Origin of the sequence: Lacrimispora sp. (genome assembly GCF_032078915.1) — a bacterium.
GTDB lineage: Bacteria > Bacillota > Clostridia > Lachnospirales > Lachnospiraceae > Lacrimispora.
Genome location: NZ_DAMAUN010000060.1, coordinates 18306 through 36530, shown reverse-complemented (window position 1 = coordinate 36530; position 18225 = coordinate 18306). Strand labels below are relative to the sequence as shown.

The window sequence follows — 18225 nt, the reverse complement described above, 5'->3', positions numbered from 1 at the left end:
ATCAATGGCTTCCTTGCCCCAATGGGTTCCGATGTCGGTGAACTTGGCGCTTGGGGCCGTGTAGCCTACGCCGTACACAGAGAAGTGACTGGTTGGTATCAGGACGCTCCCGCTGTTTGTGTCATAGGCAGAACCGTCAATGCGGACCGGGATGCCTTTTGCGTCCACATACACGCCGAACAGGTAGCCGACAGCCTCATTCTCGCCCGGTGTATAGGGGATGGAAAGGGTGGCTGTTCCGCTGCCAAGGCTGGTGATATTCACGGTTTTGCCGTCCTTGACATAGCTGATGGTGATGCTAAAAACCGGCCTGTTTCCAAGGAGGGCTTTTGTCTCTGTGGAAAGCCCTGCCGCCGGGGCGATGGTGACGCTGATATTGCCGCTGCTTTGCTTCTGGATTTCCTTGAGGGCGTTCAGGTCAAGACTGAGGGAAACCGGCGCCCCATCCAGTTCAAGCTGGGACACCCCTGCGCTCACAAGGCTGTTCAGGGAGCTTTGGGTCAAGGTCGCAGTCAGGGAGGTTGCGCCCTTGGGCATGGTGACATTCAGCCCCACGGAAATGCCGCTTGTGGTTTTGCCCTGTGCGTTTGCGTCAGCCTGTGCCTTGGCAATGGCGTCGGTGATGGATTTCTCCGGGATGGAGGCGCTTGCCGCACCGTTTGCCCCGGCTGTCGCTGTGACAGGAGCCGCCGCCGTCACCGGCTGGTCGGGCTTCTTTTCGGGTGTTGTCGGGGTCGGGGTACTTGGCGTGTAAGAACCGCCGCCACCGCCGTTTCCACCGCCGCCGTTGTAGCTCCAGTTGGCGGTAACCGTTAGGTTGGAGGTCACGTTGGTGAATGCCTTATCCCATCCGGTCAAGGTGTAGTTACTGCGTGTAACGTTGGGAGCCACTGCGGAGCCGCCGCTTGGAACCGACTGTGTCAGCTCGCCGCCGCCTGTGCGTGTACCGCCGTTTAGGTTAAAGGTGACGGTATAGACTGTACTGCCTTCCGGATAAATCTGAATCGAAAGCGCCTTTGTCGCATCAGGCGCCGTGCCGTTTGCCGCTTTCACCGTAAAGCTGTATGTGCCCGAGTTTGTGGGCGTACCTGAAATCACGCCTGTATTTTCGTTCAGCGTTAAGCCGCCCGGCAGACTGCCGCTTGCAATGCTCCATGTGATAGACGCTGTGCCGGTGGCGGCAAGGGTTTGGCTGTATGCCGTCCCGACGATGCCGGACGGAAGGGCAGTTGTGGTAATAGCCGGAGCTGTGCCGCCGCCCGGCGCAACCGATACCGTGCCAATATTGGAATAGACGGTGGCAGTCCCGCCCGTAGCGCTCACCTTGCAGCGGTAGACATAGCTTCCCTCCGACAGATCGATTGGGATGGTGAAGCTGGCGTTTGTCGCGCCGGAGACATCCCAAAATAAGCCATTTAGTAATTCCTGCCACTGATAAGAAAGCGTTCCGCTTGGCACGGTCGCCGCCACGGTAAGCGATCCGGTAACCGCGCCTTCCGTCACGCTTGCGTCCTGCGGCTGGGCGGTAATCGTGATAAACTCTGCCGGAGCATCATTATATGTTATCGTGCCGCCGGTATAGCTTAATGCGTACTCTATGAAATTGTTGTTGTCGTAGTTGTACAGCTTCACCGTGCCGCCCGAAATGCCGACATTGAATGAGGAACTCAGGGCGTAGCCCGTGCCTTTGCCGGTCGCTATAAGCGTTCCGGTTGTGGAGATGGCGATGTCATTATAAGCGGTGATGCCTTTACCGTTCGTGGCGGTGGGGATGGCGGTCACGTCGGCGTCGCCGCTGATGGTTACGCCGCCGCTGCCGTGGATAGCGCCGTTACTCCCGCCGCCGCTTGTGGCAGTCACGTTGCCGCCGCTGATATTTACGAAATCCGCAGACAGGGCGCTGCCGTTGTCGCCCGCGCTGGTCGCCGCAACCGTGCCGCCGGATATAATAATGCTTCCGTTGCCCGCAATGATGGCGGTGCCTATGCCTGTTCCGCTTTTGGAGGCGGTTACATTCGCGCTGCCCTCAATGGTTATATTGCCGGATTGGCTTTGGATTGCCCTGTTTGCGCCTGTCGCTGAAACCGTCGCGTTGCCGCCGATGGTGACGCCGCTGCCGCCTTGTGTGTAGATGGCGTTGCCGCCGACGCCGTCAGCCGTTGCGATTACGTTCGCGCTGCCGTTGATGGTCACAATCTTTGCGGAGATGCCGCTGCCGTTATCTCCTGTGCTCGATGCGGTGACTGTGCCGCCGGATATGGTCAATTCGTTTGCGGACAGCGCCACGCCGTCGGAGTTTGCCAGCGCAAGCGTGCCGCCGCTGCCGTTTTCGGTTATGGCAAGCGAACCGCTGCAAGCAATGGGGGGCTCACCGTCTGAGGCGATGCTGACATTGCCGGTGTAAACAAGGTTGATGTTTTCGGCGGTAGCGCACTCGATTAAGATTGGGTTTGTGCTGACATAGCTGTTGGTCAGCGTCAGGGTGGCGTTGGCGGCGTTCCATGTCCAGCCGGGGCCATTCTGATCGCTGGCAAGGCTCTTGTCATATTCCCCGCCGATGTTCATGGTGCCGGTGACGGAGCCGCTTGGCGTGTTGCCGTTCAGCGTGCCGCCGGTATGGATTAAGCCTCCGGGTGCGCTTATCATGTTGGCGGGGGTATCGTTGTTGACCAATGTCACCACGCCGCCGCCGATGCTGACGGAAGCGCCTGCATTGATGGTTTTCAGCGCATACCCTGTGCCGTTTGCCGTGGCGGTTACCGTACCGCCGGTGATGCTGATGTCACTTTCAGCTTGTATCCCGTTGCCGTTTTCCGCCGTATTCGTGGCGGTCACCGTACCGTTTTGCAGGATGATTTCCCCAAGCGCTTTAATTGCCCCGTTGGATGCGCCGCTCGGAGCGATGGCTTTCACTGTGCCGGTGGTGTTAATGGTAATGTCGCCACCTGAGAGAATATCAGTGTTTGAAATTCCCGAGGGGTTCACTTTCGCGCTGTCGCTGATGGCGAGGTTTCCGCTTGATTGTATCGCAACATTGTCTGCATTGCTTGCGGTCACCTCCGCGTTGCCGCTGATGGTGATCGTTCCATTTGTGGCACGTAAGCCGCTTGAAGCGCCACCTTTTGCCGCAGCCGTTACCTTGCTGTTGCCGGTAATCACGATGTTGCCGGCAGAACCTGACGAAAGGCCGCCGCCGATGTTGGTTGCCGAAGCCGTCACATTCACGGAATCAGTAACCGTTACGCCTTGAAGGGCATAAATAGCGTATCCGGTGGAGGTGCCGCTATGGGTGGCCAACACCGTACCGCTGCCGCTGATGGTCAACGCTCCTGCGGTGCGAATTGCGTAGGCAGGGGCGGTGGATGTGTAGCTTTCGGTCACGTTAAGTGCGTAGCTTCCCGTGTCAATGGTGAGGCTGCCTCCGCTCTTTACGCCGTGGTCAATACCCGTGGTTGATATGATAACATTATCTTCCAAGGTCAGATTGACGGCGTCTGTCGTGTCGAAATAAATACCATCGCCGCTATATGTGCTGCCCAGCGTCAGGGTGGCGTTGGCTGCGTTCCACGACCAGCCGCTTGTACTAAGGTTACCTGCGTTCTGAGTCAGGTCGGAAACCGTTGTGCCGCCGATGGACATCGTGCCGGTGACGGAGCCTGTGCCGCCGCCCGGTGTATAAACATATGCCGGGCTGACGTCAGACGGCGGGCCGGCGGTGTAGCTGCTTGTGCCGTCGCCCTGCGCCGTTACCGTAAAGGTGTAGCTTCCTGCCCCTGCCACCGCAATTTCGGAGGTGAAATCATACTCCGTGGCGGTGCCTCTGTTTACGGGGCTGCCCTGCGCCGCGCCGCCCTTATAAAGCTGCACGGAATAATTGACTGCATTGTTAACCGCGTTCCATGTCGCCTTGCCGGGGGTTGTGCTGTCCCACGCAAGGGTGGTGGGCACACCAAGCAGGATGGGTGATGACGCGGTATTGCTAAAATACGTGCCATCCCAAGTATATGTTCCTGCAGAAATTGCATTAGCACCGGCAGGAGCATCTTCTGCTCCTACAGTTACATAAGATGCGGTAAAAACGATGCCCCTGTCTTTTATTTTATTTGCCACACCGTCTATACGGGCATCCTTATAAAAAATAATCTTTCCATTATTTGCTCCCTCTATCTGTACATTAGAAAGATCAAGCTCAATCACACCGCCGGGGTGAAGCTCTAAAACAGAATTGTCTATGATAAGCGAAGCGGTATTGGTCGAAGACATAGGAGCGATGGATATGCCCGTTCCACCGACATGCGTAACAGAGACTGTACTGCCATTGATTATGTTAAGCTCCGAATCAATGGCATTACTGCGAAAACCTGCTGCTCCGTTTTTGTTGGCAAGGGTCACTGTGCTATTATCAAAAGTTAATTTGCCATAGCTTATTGCTTGTGAATTGTAGTCGTTATGACTGTTAATCTCGCTATGAACTTCACTGCCTTTGACATACAGGCTTCCCTCAATCGCTGCCACAGCATAATAGCCGCTGCTCTTCAATGTCACCTCGCAGTCCGTGATGCCTATAGGACTGTCAGAAAATGAACAAATCCCGATTGTGGCCTGATCAGCTCCACCGGTATTGCTGACATCCAGCGTTCCGCCTGTAATCTCCAGTTCTCCAAATGACATAATGCCTATTTCTGATGAATTCGCAATCTTAACATTGCAATCTGTTGCTGTTAATTTACCAGTTACTTGGTTCCCTGCGCTCTTTACCTCAAAGTTAATATTGTCGAGGGTTAAAGTGCCATTTACTGAAATGGTATCGCTTGAAGTCTCGTGGCATTCTAATTTACCGCCTCCGCCGACTGTCAAATCAGTCCCTGAAGGTATGGTTAATTTGCAACCCCCTGCAAGGTATACTGCCTTTCCAGAAGAAATCGACAAAGTATGGTTCGCACCAACCGTTAATGCACTACTTAATGTAAGGTCTTTATTAACTCCAATTATCTGCGCTGTGGTGCTTTTAAGCGCATCTTCCAACTGCTGATAATCTTCCGGAATAACGGTTGGAGTATCCGCCCCCATCGGTTGCGGCGCACCGCGTAGCACCGGAGCAACCGGGGCAATGAGCGTCACGGTGATGGTCGGCGGGGTTACGCCGTCCGCGAGGGTTATACCGTACGGCAAATCCAGTGCCGGGGTAAAGGTGTAAACACCCTCGGCGTTGCAGTCATAGACCGGGTCGGAAGTCCAGCTTTCCACCTTCACGGTGGTTTGGGTTTCTTTCCGCGCGTCGCTGCCTGTGGCGGTTTCATCACCGTTTTCGGTAACAGTAACCGCCAGCGTACCCGGCAGTTTCAGTTCGTCCTCCGCCATGCCGGTTTCCTCCGTCTGTTGGGACACTTCTGTGTCCAATTCCGCAAAGGCGGTGATTTCACCGCTGATCCCCAGCGGAGTACCGGAATCCCTCACTGTTTGGGCAAACGCTACGGTCGGCAGCAGGGTAAAGACCATGCACACCGACAGTAACAGGCTGCCGATTTGTTTCCATGTTCGTTTCATCAATTCATTCCTCCTACATTCTAAGTTTTATTTTCAGATCCTGTTTCGTCCGTAAACATATTCAAGAGCTCATCAAGGCTCAGGCTTGCGCCGTTTGACCAGTAGACGCGCCCGCCGTCTGTGCGGGGCAGGTGGAGCGTCTGGATTTCTGCAAACAGCGGGTCATGCAGCTTGGGGGTCAGCCTCAGCATCAGGATCGCTCCGTTGTCCAGCTCCACATGGATTTCGTTGGGGTCGCCGTCATAGGCTTCGGCGCTTATGATTTTTCGCTGGTTCATCCTGTGTCCCCCCTTACCATTTCAAGTATTTCATCATAGGACAGGCTGGGGCCGTCATTCCAATAGATGCGTTCGCCGTCCGTTTTCGGCCGGTCCCTGCGGTACTGCGCCCATACAGCGGCGTGTTCCGGTGCTTTCAGCTCCTGCGGCATGATTTCACGCATAAGCAGGATCTTTTCCACATGGCGTTTGCCTAATTGGCTGTAAACCGCTTCCTGATAGGTGATGATGGGGTACTGTCCTCCCGGGCTTTTGAGCCGCATACAGAGAACCTGATCGATGTCTATATCCGCTGTGATTGCCAGAATCGTTCCGGCAAGCGGGGGCTGCACATCCTGTTTCATTTGTTGTCCTCCTCTCCCGAAGGCGGAACCCTGAACGTCAGAAGGTTCAATTCTTCCTCGTCGATTTGCAGTACATCGCCAAAGAACAGCGTTTCCCCATCCGTTCGCACCGATTGAAAGACCTCCGGCTCCGCGAGCGGGCTGTAACGGATGGTATGCAGACGGCTTTCCATGTTCAGGGTAAGAATGCTGCCGGTTTTCATCTCCAGACGGAGCCGTCCGCTTTCCAAGGCTTGAACCAGCAGAATGCCTCCCGTATTGCCCGGCAGCTTCCTTGCCATACTCATAGCCTGCCTTGGAAAAATCTCCAGTTCAAAGCTGGTTCCGGTATCAAAGATGATTTTTTCCCCATCCGTGACGGCGGACCTGAACACCGTGTCGCTGTTCAGGTCGTAATAGCGGTTGGTGCGCAGACGGATTTCCATATTCAGCTCCAGAACGCTTCCGCTGCAGAATTCGATATGCAGGCGGTGTTGCTCAAGGGGTGTCACCGCCAAAATCGTGGGAATCTCCTGTTCCCGCCATGATTTTCTGCTGATCATATCCCCTTCCCCCTTTCGATTTGATGATGTGCGGGCATAAAAATGCACCCTACCGTTTTATTGTAGGATGCAGAATTAATTTTTTATATTGGCCGGTGGCCATTTATTTTTTGTTTTTTAGCAGCTCACGAGAGGACACTCCTTTTTTTGAAAGGACACGGCTTACAATTACCTTCGCTGTGGAAAGGGATACATGGAGCCTTTCGGCAATCTCCGGATTGGTCAGCCCTTCTTCCAGAAGCAGAAGCACTTCTTTCTCCCGTGGGGTCAGCTCTTTGGCTCCTGCAATGATGGCAAACCCCTGAGACAGTTCGCCGGCCAGTCGTCTGATGCGCTCCCGCACCTTGCCGTCCGATTCACTGTCAGGCAACAGCCCTTTGATTCCTTCCTGGTTTTCGGCAAAGGGCAGCAGAACGCCGTCGGGCAGAGCGATATCAAGGGCTTTGTTCAGGGCGTCCAGGGCCTGCGGACGTTTTCCCAGCCCATGAAACGCCTGCGCCCGGTACAGGTGTATGTAAATCTGCGGCAGCAGATTGGGGAAGATGGCTGAAATCCCCAGCCCGAATTCGCTCACCCCCAGCAGCTTTTGATATTCTCCCTGTTCTAAGAGAAGCCTGCCGTATATGATCAGGGCAAAGGGCTGGGTCATAATGACCAGACGCTTGTCGTTGATTTCGCCCGCATGGAGCCATGGGGCAACCTCATCCCGCCGCCCCAGCAGCAAATTGAGGAATCCGCAGGCTAAATCCAGCGTGTAGCGGCACAAGTCCTCGGTGTTCTGGTGGGCGCGTTCCGCAATGGAGGCAAGGGCGTTCTGCAGCCTGGCGCCGTCTCCTGTGAGGAGGGCGATACGGGCCAGCAGGAACAGTCCGCATTGGACGATGCTGTTCTGCCGCTTGCTGTCGGCGGTAAACATCGCCTTATGGCAGAGGATTTCCGCTTCCTCCGTTTCGCCCCTCATGAGGTGTGCCTCCGCCCGCATGATAAACTCCGCGCCGCTCCCGTGGCCGCTTGTCAGAGCATAGTAGACGGGCATACATTCGTCCATTTGGGCGAGCGCCTCATCCAGCTTTCCGCTTTCCCGGTAAAACATATACAACACGGAGGGGGAGCCGAAGGTCCATGTGCTTTTGACATTGATGAGGGTGGCGGGGCCGCCCAGCAGTTCCAGTGCCCTGCGGTGGCGGCTGCTCATGGCGTCGATGCGGTTGTATTCCAAAAAGGACAACAGCAGTTCCATCTCGCCGGACAGGACGTTCTTCTTCCTTTCGGGAAGGTCACTATGCCCAAGAACCTCGTGGATTTCCTCCTTGAACGCAAGGAGCTTTTGGTTTTCATGGAGGAAGAACAGGGTAAAGGCCAGAGGCACCATGGCGGCAGGGTATTTCCGCTTGACCTCAAAAGGCGTGTTTTCAATGATGTCCAGTATCATGGGCCTTGTGCTTTCATCCACCACATCTGCAATCTCATAGCTTGTCAATGGCAAGGCCAGAAACCGTTCCCACTCTCCCGAGAGATAGTAGAAGCGCAGGGTATTCACCCGGTCGCCCGCCTGTTCCGCTAAATCGCCCCCGACCAGATAGATGGCCTTTTGCCTTTCTTCCGGCAGCATGGCAAACTGCTCTCTTAAAAAGCTCTGGAACAGGGCGTGGAGGTAGAACCTCCGGGTTTCCCGGTCAAAGTGGACGAACACTCTTTTTTCCCGCAGCAGGCCTTCAGTTTCCGCTGCGCTCATACCGGACAAGGCAGTAGCCTGTGCCAGAGAAAAACGGGGAAAGATGGAGATGACGGTGAGGAACTCCTTTTCAAATTCAGGCAGGCGGTTCCACAGAGCGCCCCTGAGCATATTCTGTATGCTCCCGTCCTCAACAAATGTTTCGCTTTCGATAAAAGACAGAAGCTGGAGGTACAGCGCCATGACCCAGCCCTCGGTGATCCGCTGCACTTCCTCAAGCTGCATGACTGACAGGGAAATCCCAGCCTGCCGGTAATAGGCGTCGATGTCCCCGGCGGAAAAGGTAAAAGCAGCTTCCCGCAGGGCGAAAAGGCGGCTGCTTTCTACAACGGTGCGCTGATCCTGCTCCGGCAGAAGCTGAGAAGCGGCTACCACATGAAGATTTTTTCCGCCATGCCCCGAAAGGGCCATCAGAAACCGCCCGACACCCGGCAGCTTCCATACGGCAAGGTCGTCAAGCACAAGATAGGTTTCCTCCGGACAGTGAATCCCCCGGAAAACCCGCTCAATTTCCGGCAGGCTGTCCTCATCCGGCGGGCCTGCCGCCGTCAGACTCTCCCCGCCGTCCGGGTCAAACTGCCTGATGCAATCGCAGAAGGCTTTCCACGAAACGCCCGGCTGCTCCGGGGCAAAGGTATGCCAGATGACCTGTGCGGTTTTGGAAACCTGTGTATCGAAAAAATGACGCAGCGCCGTAGTCTTTCCGAAGCCGGAGGGAGCCTCCACCAGCGTCAGCGGATACGCTTTGATGGAATTCAGCCGCTCCGTGAGCTTTTTAGGGAAAAACAGTGTTTCCGGTTTGATCTGTCTGGTTCGCGCCATCTCTACCCCTCCTTTTCCGCATTCTTTGATGCGGGCCTGCGTCCATTGACGCAGTGGCATATTCCCATCCGGGAAAATGCAAATCATTTTCTTTTCATTTATTATATTTCACGATGAAGAAGTTTTCAAGAGTGAGAAATAAGCTTCCTTTGGAACCTTATCATTATGACAGCATTTCTTGTCTATGCCGGTTAATCCTGCTAATTATGTATATAGCATAAAGATAGAAAAATTTCCTGTTGCACAAAAAGAGCGGGGACAATTGTCCCCGCTCCGGAATTTTAGCATTCCTGATCGAATCAGTAATTCTGCCGATTAGTTTGCTGCTTTTGTGGATTCAACTTCTACTTCTGCAGACTCTGCTTCCGCATCTTCTGCTGCTGCATCTTCGTTGCTCTCTTCATCAGAAGCCTCATCTAAGGTAACTTCTTCTGTTTCGGATTCTTCTACAGCTTCTATAGTCTCGTTCTCTGTGGTAACTGCTTCTGTTGTAGCCTCTACAGTTGCTTCAGTAGCTGCTGTTGTTTCAGCAGACTTAGTGCTTCCACATGCAGAGATAGATGCCATAGTTAATACGGCTGCGCCTGTAAGTACCAGTTTTTTTGCTGTTAATTTCATAATTATTCTCCTCCTTGCGATACATAGGTGTTATTGTTACATATATCTGTCTTGGTTCCATGTTGTCCTATGTACTTGAAACCGAGTCTCAGTTTAGCACCTTAAGAAAATAAAGTCAATGATTCCAACTCGCTATTTTTACCAGCCAAAAACAGGCAAAATCTAAAAATTAATTACAACTAGGGCAAGATTATTTCATAATAAATTATGAAATTATGCTCTTGAATTTATTTTATTTTACTGGTTTTAATTTTGTCCACTCTAAAAATATAATAATAATTGTCCATAAACCATTAATTTTTTTGTTAATTTTAACTACCATTTTCCCGGCAAAACTGGAAAATCAGGTAGTCAGATCAAAACTTTCCCCTATCATCCGACAAATATCTTCCTTCGGTACGGATCCGTCAAGAAGAACCGTGTTCCAATGTTTTTTATTTAAATGATATCCAGGAAGTACACCGGAGAATGCATTTCTCCAAAACTCTACCCACTCCGGATCACATTTTAAATTGATACAGACTATCCCATCCCGTTCATAGATCCAGGCAAACACCTTTTTGCTTTTTCTGTGCCGGATAACGGCCCACTGGTGGTCACGAAAGGGGTAATCTTCATAAACATCAGGATAGGTTAAACAATAAGTAATCAATTCTGCTCTGGTTTTCATCGTAATCTCTCCCTTCCTTCCCCATGCCATTGCAGACCGGACCAATACCTGCTATACTTTAAAAATAAGAAAACGGATAAAATACAGACAAAACAGGAGGAATATTCTATGTTAAAAGAACTGGTTTTAAAATGCCGTACCTTCCGCCGGTTTTATGAGGATGAGGCGGTTTCAACGAAAGATTTAAGGGGGCTGGTGGATTTAGCCAGACTCACCGCTTCAACAGCCAATTCCCAGGCGTTAAAGTTCCGGCTGTGCAGCACTCCGGAAGAAAATTCCAAGGTGTTCGATACCCTGAGCTGGGCCGGCGCTCTGCCGGACTGGGACGGTCCTGAAAAGGGGGAACGCCCATCTGCCTACATCATCATTCTATGCGATCTGTCCCTTGGGAAAAATAAGCTGTATGATGATGGAATTGCTGCCCAGACCATCATGCTTGGGGCTGTGGAAAAAGGATACGGCGGATGCATATTGGGAAATGTACGAAGAAGTGATCTGGCAGAAGCTCTTTCCATTGATCCGTCACAGTACTCCATAGATTTGGTCCTTGCTCTTGGAAAGCCCAAGGAAGAAGTGGTCCTTGTCCCAGTGAAAGAGGACGGGGATACCCGCTATTACCGGGATGAGAATCAGGTGCATTACGTTCCAAAAAGAGCCCTTGATGATATCATCATTTAGGACACCCTCTGCCAGCTTACGCTTCTGCCTTTTACCTGTTATACGGTGATATAGTGCATGCAGGTGCATGTTTCTTTAAAACCTCTGTCCGCATTTGGGGCAATATTCAAAATCCTCTGTGGTTTCATAGCCGCAGTGGGAACATTGCTTCCGGTTCCAGTCTGAACTCCTGTGGCCGGACTGCAACAGGGTCAAATCCTGTTCACTAATGTCTACAGACTCCTTATGATTCAGTCTTTTTCCTTTTTCGGTGTTCAGTTCGTAAAGGGTATTACAGCAGGACATTTGAACGTAATAACGTCTGTCCCATTTTATGATGGGGATGAAAAAAATACTGAAATAACTGTAAGTCATAAATACCTGGTATCTGCCGTAGCCTCCACACAGGCCGCAGACCACTGTTTTTGTATAATCGAGTATTTTCTTTCCCTGGCTCATGCCGCATATAAAAAACATAAGTTCCTCCTGTAAATGAATGCTGGGTTGATGTTGAATATCTCATAATATGAGATATTTATATGAATTCTATCATAATTCTATATCGCTTACAACTCATATAAGGCCATATTCAGGGCAAGCCCATAAGAAATTCACATAAGCTGTTTCGCAGAAAGGAACGCATAAGATAAAGGTGCCGCAAAATGATTCGTTAATCGTCATTTTACAGCACCTCTCTTATGTTTATAATAACGAGCGAGGGCATTACCGCATGGGAAGTGATCCGCTCATGCTGCAATGCCCTTTAAATTATCGGTTATCTTCTGTTCCAGCCTCGGAACGGCCATAAAAAGTAATCAGGTACAACCCGCAAATTCCTACTAGAGCATACACGATTCTAGTAATCCATGTCATGCTGCCGAAAATAAATGATACCAGGTTGAAGTTAAAGAAACCTACCAGCCCCCAGTTGACCGCGCCAATAATGGCTATAGTCAGAGCTGTATAACTCAATGCTTTATTTCCCATGGCACTACCTCCTTTTCTTTCTTTATTATGGAGTAGTTTTTTGGTTTTTATACATTATTTTCCTAAACTATCAATCCTGGCTTTTATATCACTCTCCCTGTCCTTGAATAAAAGCCGCTCATTATATTGATAATACCGTTCACAATCGTATTCTTTTAAAAATTTAACGCTATGATACCCGGTATTTAATTCTGTTATAAATACCACTATTTCCTGTCCGTCTCCGAAGGCGGCTTCCATAAAATCAAAGGCATGCTCCAGGGATTTTCCTCCCTCTTCCAAAAGCGCCTCATATCTGGCGTTTTCTTCTTCAAACATCTCCCGTATCCGGTCCCAGGTAGCCTCATCCCCGGTCCCTTCCATTCGGAGGGTTTCCTCATATTGAAGAAGAAGGGCCTCCACATCCCGGCGCAAATAATCGTCTCTCCTGCTTAAAAGGCCGGCCTTTTTTCTCCTGTCCCAATCACCATTCCACTGGTTCCTTAATTCGGCAAGGCGGGCCACCATGGGGGTCCCCCGTTCTTTTTCGGATTCCGGACTTATTTTTTTAAGTTCTTCCATCAAAAGGCCGGTTCTGTCTCCCTGATCAGACACAGAGCGGAAGCTCTGACCCAATCTGGATAGCAGGAGGCCGATGACACTCAGCTTCTCATCAAAAGATGCCCGTTTCAGCCTGTCGCACAGGCTCTCCCTGATGATGCCTGACAAGATCTCATCGATCTGGTAATCATCCCGGTACTTATAATAAAGATCCAGGTAGTTGGTGAAATCCTTGGAAATCTTAGGAAACTGGATATACTCTCCCACCACATCCCGGTCCACCTTTTTGCCCAGGCGCTCATAAATTTCAATAAATTTTGATAAGTCATCCCAGCCCCTGGGGGTGGCGAAGAACTTTCCATCAACCGTTGTTTCGATCCGGCAGAAGTATTCGGTCCTGGCATTCAGATAGGAAATGACCGCTGGATGCAGGGCCTGCTCATAGGCATAAGCCTTCCATACCTCAAAGTCCGGTTCCACATGTATGAGCTTGATACGGTCTAAAGTCACCACATCAAAGTCCCTGACCGACTTGTTATATTCCGGCGGGTTTCCAGCCGTCACGATCACCCATCCTTCGGGAATCTTGTGGTTTCCGAAGGTTTTATACTGGAGAAACTGGAGCATGGTCGGCGCAAGGGTTTCGGACACACAGTTGATCTCGTCGATAAAAAGGATCCCTTCCTTAAGGCCGGAGCTCTCGATCTTATTGTAAATTGAGGCCACGATCTCACTCATGGTATATTCTGTTACACGGTAAGTACTCCCACCGAATTCCTTTTCATTTATAAAGGGAAGTCCCACCGCACTCTGGCGGGTATGATGGGTGATGGTATAAGCCACCAGGCCGATCCCGCATTCTCTTGCTACCTGCTCCATGATCTGAGTTTTCCCCACTCCCGGAGGTCCCATGAGAAACACCGGTCTTTGATGAACCGCCGGTATCTCATAAGCACCGTATTCATCCTTTAGCAGATAGGCTTCTATGGTATTCTTAATTTCTTCTTTCGCTCGTTTAATATTCATAATAAATCTCCTGTCAAGTTACTTCCAGATCCTCTTCTGTCAGGATCACTTTCATGGCCCAGCCTGGTACGGAAATGTCCTCATACTGGTCTTCCATAAAGACAAATGCCGTATCATAGGGCGGCATTTTCACCGGATATATCCCTTTTCCGTCTGTAAAATACAAAAGGCCCCGGAGCTTCTTAAAGACCCCTTTGTTTAAAAGGCCGTTCACATACTCGAAAGCCGGTCGGAAATCCGTTCCGCCAAATCCGGATAATGTGAAATGCTCCATATACTCTTTCATCTCCGCCCTGCTTGTGATGGTCACATCAGAGCGGATTTCCTCATCACACTGGATGATATGAATATTGATCTTCCGGAAATAGCTTTCCGATTCCCCGAGGACGCCATAGGTTTCCTGAAGGAAATGCCGAACCAGATCCCCGGATACAGACATGGATGTATCGATCACGATCACAAAATCCTCAATTTTAAAAACTTCCTTTGTTTCCAGAGGCTCAATAAGAGGCATATTTCGGTAAAGAGACATGCCGTAAGTATAAAACACTGGGTCAAAGGAATCCGGATCGATCTCTGCCTCCTCCCTCAACACTGCAAACTTTCTTAAAAACTGCCTGTAATTATATTTCTCCCGATTTTCAATTTTCACCTGTTCCAAAAGGTTTCTTGAAGATTCTTCATTCTTTTCTCCAAAGGACTCCATTTCCGTCTGCATGGTTTCCCGTATGTTCTGCCATTTATTCTGCCGCTCCATCTGAACTCCCGGTGGTGCCTCCTCTTCCCACCGGTCATGGTTGTCCACGTAGAATTCAGCTGCCATTCGTCCATATTGTTCCGGGGTCAGACTCATATCCTGAAGCTCTTTATAAATTCCCTCAGCGGTAAACACCTTTCGTTTTTCTGCCAGCCTGCCGTAGACCTCCCTGCGGTAAGGAGTCTGGTGCCGGTAAACGGGTTTCACATAAAATCCATCCAAAATGGATTCTATGGTGATATCACAGGCCAGATCCCAGTATTCCTTTTCCCGTTCCCCTTTCCCATTCAAATGGCAGAACAGGCAGTGGAAAAGCATATGCAGATAGGCCCGGTTCACCAGGGTCCGGCTTCTCTTATATAGGGAAAACAAATGCTCCGGCTGATAATAGATCACAAACCCATCCGTTCCTACGCCCTGGCCTGTCCAGTCAGCCGCAAACCCAAGGCTGTTTAGGGCTACATCCAGATACCGGAAGCTTAAATAAAGTTCATTGCGGGCATTGGTCAGGATCTCATGGCCCAGCTCCACCTCTGCCAGTTCATCAAGCTGCCTTTGTTTCACCGGATCGATCATGGTTCCACCCTCTTTCTGTTCTATTCTATATAAGGCTGTTCGATTTGCCTAGATTAATGATATTATGTCAGGGAAAACTTCCGTTTCCCTGCCTTAAAGCGCTGTCGGCGAAGACTCATAAGGACGCTAAGAATCTCAGGCTTGTCAGCGCTTCCCGCCATGTCGACCATCCCGTCAAAGTCCTCCTGATTATGGCCGTACTGCCCGGCAAGCCAAAGGAAAAGGGCCGGGTCCTTTTCCTCAAGTGCCAGTCTCGCCGCTCCCTTAAAATGTTCCATCAGGTAAGCCTCATAGGCCTCCCTATCCTTTTCAAGAAGTTCCATAGGAGTATAAAGCCTTCCCAGAACCAGGGCTGCAGTCACCCGCTCCGGCTCCTGCACCAGGATGTGAGGGAACAGGGCGTCGTATTTATGAAACTGAAACTCCGTCTGGTCAAAGCAGTAACGGTACATATGGCCGCAGCCATGCATTTCCCGGAGGATGATCCTGGCCGGCGTATGCTCCACGGATTCTTCAAACATTTCAGGAAAAACCAGCCTCGCATTCCCCTTGCTGCTATAATAGTTTACATAAAGTTCCTGCCGGAGTTCCGCAAGCAGTTCCTTCATGCAGGAACGTTCTCCATCGATCATATGAATATCTAAAAACCGAACCCCTGTGCAGCCGGTAAAAAGACCGGAGCCTACATCAAAAATAGAGCTTGAGCACTCCACGCGGCTTAATTCATAACAGTTATAGAATGCATAATTTCCTATTTTCCTAATCGTATCCGGCAGATATATATCGATCAGCCCTTCACAGCTTATCTCAGGCGGAAATTCTTTTTCTTCTATTTCAATTGGATTGCCCTCTTCATCGCACAGGCATATCTCTTTTCCTGCCAATGAAAGCATTTCTTTTTTCCCCCAGCCATCGGAGAACGCGTAGGCAGCCAGCTCTCTCACCGGCCGGCCTCCGATTTTCTCCGGGATCCGTATGGAACCGTCATATCCCCGACACCCCAGAATCCGTACATGGTCATCTTTCATCTGATATAAAAACATCCTGAAATCCTCTCCACTAACCGTTTAACACATCAATATAACAGAAAAACGGATGAAATGCAACGGAGTTTTTCTGGAAACAGGTAAAATCACTCTCCATACTTTTTAATAATAAACATCTGCTCCAGCAATAACCAGTTTGCCCGGAAAAACTGCATGAGCTGCCAATACCCGGCACCTGTTAACCCGAATTCTTTGATCAAGTCAAACTTGGCCTTATAACTTCTCACATCCTCAAACCAAACCTCATGCTGAATTCCATATTGCCAATAACGGAAATATGGGGACATGGCAACCTCGTCAAATTGGATCTCCACACCATGATCAATGGCAATCTGGATCGCCTCCAGGTTATTTATGGTCCTTGCCCTCGTCACTCCTCTCTCATAGGGCAGGGGCCAGTCGTATCCGTAATTTGGAATTCCCAGGCTGATCTTTTCCGTTGGGATGGCTGTCACAGCATACTCCACTACTCTTCTGACCATGTTGATGGGGGCAACTGCCATGGGAGGGCCGAAAGTATATCCCCACTCATAAGTCATAAGAAGCACCCGGTTAGCCGCCTCGCCTAAAAGCGCGTAATCTACTCCCTCATACAAAAGCCCTGCCTGTGCGGCTGATGTTTTAGGTGCCAGGGCAACCGTGACCTGATAACCGAACCGGTTCATGATCTGGGTAGTCAGTCTTACAAAGTCTGCATAAGCCACTCGGTCCTCCGCCATAATGTACTCAAAATCAAAATCCAGACCTCCAAATCCCTTTTCCAGCATCGTAAGACCCAGGTTCCAGATCAGCCGCTGCTGGACCTCCATATTATGCACAGCCTCAGATACCAGATTGTTGTTAAAATGCCCGTCAGGGCCGAGAGGAGTAAGGGTCAAAATCGGGCGCACTCCAAGCTGCCACGCCCTTTCTATCATCCAGTCATCCGGGCTCATGGGCGGAACCAGCTCTCCCTCCATGGTAAATCCATAAGAGAAAACATAAAGATCCGTCAGAAATGGAAGAGTATTTTCCAGATTATCCGGAGTGATGATCGGGTATGCATAACCGAACACATAAAGAGGCACCCTTTCTTCCGAAGGGTTTTCATCCCTAATATAAAGTGCCTGGCCTACAGCCAGGCGGTATGGATAACCAATCTGGTTATCAAAAATAAGGTTTTGTACCGGAATGCCCTGGGATTCGGCAATGGTGTCCACACTGTCTCCCCGCTCTACCACATATATTCTCATAGCAGCATCCTTTTACCAGAATTGGTAAATCATATGATGAAAAAATCCGTAACATGACAGAAACAGACATCTTTTCAGGCTTCTTTAGAAAAATGTAATGTGCTTTTTTACTGCCTTCGTTGTATAATATTGAAAAAGGAGGTTTTCGTATGCAGAATATTTTAGTATGTGATGATGACAAACAAATCGTAGAAGCTATTGATATATATTTGACAGGAGAAGGGTTTCATGTGATTAAGGCCTATGATGGCTATGATGCCCTGAAGCTTCTGGAAGAACACGAAGTAGATTTAATGATACTGGATGTAATGATGCCTGGCCTTGACGGAATCCGGACCACTTTAAAGGTCCGTGAGACAAGCAGCATCCCCATCATCATCCTCTCTGCCAAATCCGAGGATACCGATAAGATCCTGGGTCTAAACATCGGGGCAGATGATTATATTACAAAGCCCTTTAATCCGCTGGAGCTGGTAGCCAGGGTGAAATCACAGCTGCGCCGTTATACCCAGCTTGGCAATATGAACCAACAGCCAGCCGGACAAGTGTATAAATGCGGAGGCCTGGCCATTAATGACGATAACAAGGAAGTTGCCGTAGAGGGAGAACTGATCAAGCTGACTCCCATTGAGTACAACATCCTGCTGCTTCTTGTAAAGAATGCAGGAAAAGTATTTTCCATTGACGAAATCTATGAGCAGATCTGGAATGAAGAAGCGATCGGCGCAGATAATACCGTGGCCGTACACATCCGGCACATCCGGGAAAAGATCGAAATCAACCCAAGAGAACCTCGCTATTTAAAAGTGGTATGGGGTGTAGGCTATAAGATCGAGAAACAATAGGAG

15 protein-coding genes are annotated in these 18225 nt (G+C 50.3%); 2 read left to right on the top strand and 13 right to left on the bottom strand.

Features of this window, described 5'->3' with window-relative positions; all coding sequences use genetic code 11:
• The 7 genes from RT269_RS20515 to RT269_RS20485 form a co-directional block, all read right to left on the bottom strand.
• Positions 1 to 5547 (bottom strand): beta strand repeat-containing protein (locus RT269_RS20515; RefSeq protein WP_313185381.1); only part of this gene is annotated, 5547 nt, incomplete at its 3' end.
• A 20-nt stretch (positions 5548 to 5567) separates the two neighbouring features.
• Positions 5568 to 5825 (bottom strand): DUF2442 domain-containing protein, encoded by a 258-nt coding sequence (locus RT269_RS20510; RefSeq protein WP_313185380.1) that lies wholly within the window; start codon positions 5823 to 5825, stop codon positions 5568 to 5570.
• Complete coding sequence (locus tag RT269_RS20505; RefSeq protein WP_313185378.1) at positions 5822 to 6169, bottom strand: hypothetical protein; 348 nt, start codon at positions 6167 to 6169, stop codon at positions 5822 to 5824. The genes RT269_RS20510 and RT269_RS20505 overlap by 4 nt, the downstream gene beginning before the upstream one ends.
• A complete protein-coding gene (locus RT269_RS20500; protein ID WP_313185377.1) occupies positions 6166 to 6711 on the bottom strand; it encodes a hypothetical protein in 546 nt (181 codons plus the stop codon). The genes RT269_RS20505 and RT269_RS20500 overlap by 4 nt, the downstream gene beginning before the upstream one ends.
• A 103-nt stretch (positions 6712 to 6814) precedes the next feature.
• Entirely contained in the window at positions 6815 to 9268 is a 2454-nt protein-coding gene (locus RT269_RS20495; RefSeq protein WP_313185375.1) for a LuxR C-terminal-related transcriptional regulator, read from the bottom strand.
• Positions 9269 to 9583: 315 nt separating this feature from the next.
• Complete coding sequence (locus RT269_RS20490) at positions 9584 to 9886, bottom strand: hypothetical protein (protein ID WP_313185373.1); 303 nt, start codon at positions 9884 to 9886, stop codon at positions 9584 to 9586.
• A gap of 343 nt (positions 9887 to 10229) precedes the next feature.
• Positions 10230 to 10556 carry an MmcQ/YjbR family DNA-binding protein gene (locus RT269_RS20485; protein ID WP_313185371.1) on the bottom strand — a complete coding sequence of 109 codons (327 nt, stop codon included), beginning with the start codon at positions 10554 to 10556 and terminating at the stop codon, positions 10230 to 10232.
• A 108-nt stretch (positions 10557 to 10664) separates the two neighbouring features.
• Here RT269_RS20485 and RT269_RS20480 point away from each other — a divergent pair, with 108 nt between their 5' ends.
• A complete protein-coding gene (locus tag RT269_RS20480; RefSeq protein WP_313185370.1) occupies positions 10665 to 11234 on the top strand; it encodes a nitroreductase family protein in 570 nt (189 codons plus the stop codon).
• A 75-nt stretch (positions 11235 to 11309) separates the two neighbouring features.
• Here the strand turns inward: RT269_RS20480 and RT269_RS20475 are convergent, their stop codons facing one another.
• The 6 genes from RT269_RS20475 to RT269_RS20450 form a co-directional block, all read right to left on the bottom strand.
• Positions 11310 to 11690 carry a zinc ribbon domain-containing protein gene (locus RT269_RS20475; RefSeq protein WP_313185368.1) on the bottom strand — a complete coding sequence of 127 codons (381 nt, stop codon included), beginning with the start codon at positions 11688 to 11690 and terminating at the stop codon, positions 11310 to 11312.
• Positions 11691 to 11981: 291 nt separating this feature from the next.
• Entirely contained in the window at positions 11982 to 12200 is a 219-nt protein-coding gene (locus tag RT269_RS20470; protein WP_025230450.1) for a DUF378 domain-containing protein, read from the bottom strand.
• 54 nt (positions 12201 to 12254) lie between these two features.
• Positions 12255 to 13766 (bottom strand): ATP-binding protein, encoded by a 1512-nt coding sequence (locus RT269_RS20465; RefSeq protein WP_313185365.1) that lies wholly within the window; start codon positions 13764 to 13766, stop codon positions 12255 to 12257.
• A gap of 13 nt (positions 13767 to 13779) precedes the next feature.
• Positions 13780 to 15099 (bottom strand): vWA domain-containing protein, encoded by a 1320-nt coding sequence (locus tag RT269_RS20460; RefSeq protein ID WP_313185364.1) that lies wholly within the window; start codon positions 15097 to 15099, stop codon positions 13780 to 13782.
• A 62-nt stretch (positions 15100 to 15161) separates the two neighbouring features.
• Positions 15162 to 16142 carry a leucine-rich repeat protein gene (locus RT269_RS20455; protein WP_313185362.1) on the bottom strand — a complete coding sequence of 327 codons (981 nt, stop codon included), beginning with the start codon at positions 16140 to 16142 and terminating at the stop codon, positions 15162 to 15164.
• A gap of 89 nt (positions 16143 to 16231) precedes the next feature.
• Positions 16232 to 17377: a glycosyl hydrolase family 18 protein gene (locus RT269_RS20450; RefSeq protein WP_313185360.1), complete on the bottom strand. Its 1146-nt coding sequence runs from the start codon at positions 17375 to 17377 to the stop codon at positions 16232 to 16234.
• A gap of 149 nt (positions 17378 to 17526) precedes the next feature.
• Here RT269_RS20450 and RT269_RS20445 point away from each other — a divergent pair, with 149 nt between their 5' ends.
• On the top strand, positions 17527 to 18222 hold the full coding sequence (locus tag RT269_RS20445; protein ID WP_100306744.1) for a response regulator transcription factor: 696 nt from the start codon (positions 17527 to 17529) through the stop codon (positions 18220 to 18222).
• The last annotated feature ends 3 nt before the right edge of the window (positions 18223 to 18225 follow it).

Excerpts from the sequence above, each read along its gene's own strand:
- RT269_RS20445 (WP_100306744.1), top strand. The coding sequence starts at position 17,527 with ATGCAGAATATTTTAGTATGTGATGATGACAAACAAATCGTAGAAGCT.
- RT269_RS20450 (WP_313185360.1), bottom strand. The coding sequence starts at position 17,377 with ATGAGAATATATGTGGTAGAGCGGGGAGACAGTGTGGACACCATTGCC.
- RT269_RS20495 (WP_313185375.1), bottom strand. The coding sequence starts at position 9,268 with ATGGCGCGAACCAGACAGATCAAACCGGAAACACTGTTTTTCCCTAAA.
- RT269_RS20460 (WP_313185364.1), bottom strand. The coding sequence starts at position 15,099 with ATGATCGATCCGGTGAAACAAAGGCAGCTTGATGAACTGGCAGAGGTG.
- RT269_RS20510 (WP_313185380.1), bottom strand. The coding sequence starts at position 5,825 with ATGAACCAGCGAAAAATCATAAGCGCCGAAGCCTATGACGGCGACCCC.
- RT269_RS20485 (WP_313185371.1), bottom strand. The coding sequence starts at position 10,556 with ATGAAAACCAGAGCAGAATTGATTACTTATTGTTTAACCTATCCTGAT.
- RT269_RS20470 (WP_025230450.1), bottom strand. The coding sequence starts at position 12,200 with ATGGGAAATAAAGCATTGAGTTATACAGCTCTGACTATAGCCATTATT.
- RT269_RS20465 (WP_313185365.1), bottom strand. The coding sequence starts at position 13,766 with ATGAATATTAAACGAGCGAAAGAAGAAATTAAGAATACCATAGAAGCC.
- RT269_RS20480 (WP_313185370.1), top strand. The coding sequence starts at position 10,665 with ATGTTAAAAGAACTGGTTTTAAAATGCCGTACCTTCCGCCGGTTTTAT.
- RT269_RS20455 (WP_313185362.1), bottom strand. The coding sequence starts at position 16,142 with ATGTTTTTATATCAGATGAAAGATGACCATGTACGGATTCTGGGGTGT.
- RT269_RS20500 (WP_313185377.1), bottom strand. The coding sequence starts at position 6,711 with ATGATCAGCAGAAAATCATGGCGGGAACAGGAGATTCCCACGATTTTG.
- RT269_RS20490 (WP_313185373.1), bottom strand. The coding sequence starts at position 9,886 with ATGAAATTAACAGCAAAAAAACTGGTACTTACAGGCGCAGCCGTATTA.
- RT269_RS20475 (WP_313185368.1), bottom strand. The coding sequence starts at position 11,690 with ATGTTTTTTATATGCGGCATGAGCCAGGGAAAGAAAATACTCGATTAT.
- RT269_RS20505 (WP_313185378.1), bottom strand. The coding sequence starts at position 6,169 with ATGAAACAGGATGTGCAGCCCCCGCTTGCCGGAACGATTCTGGCAATC.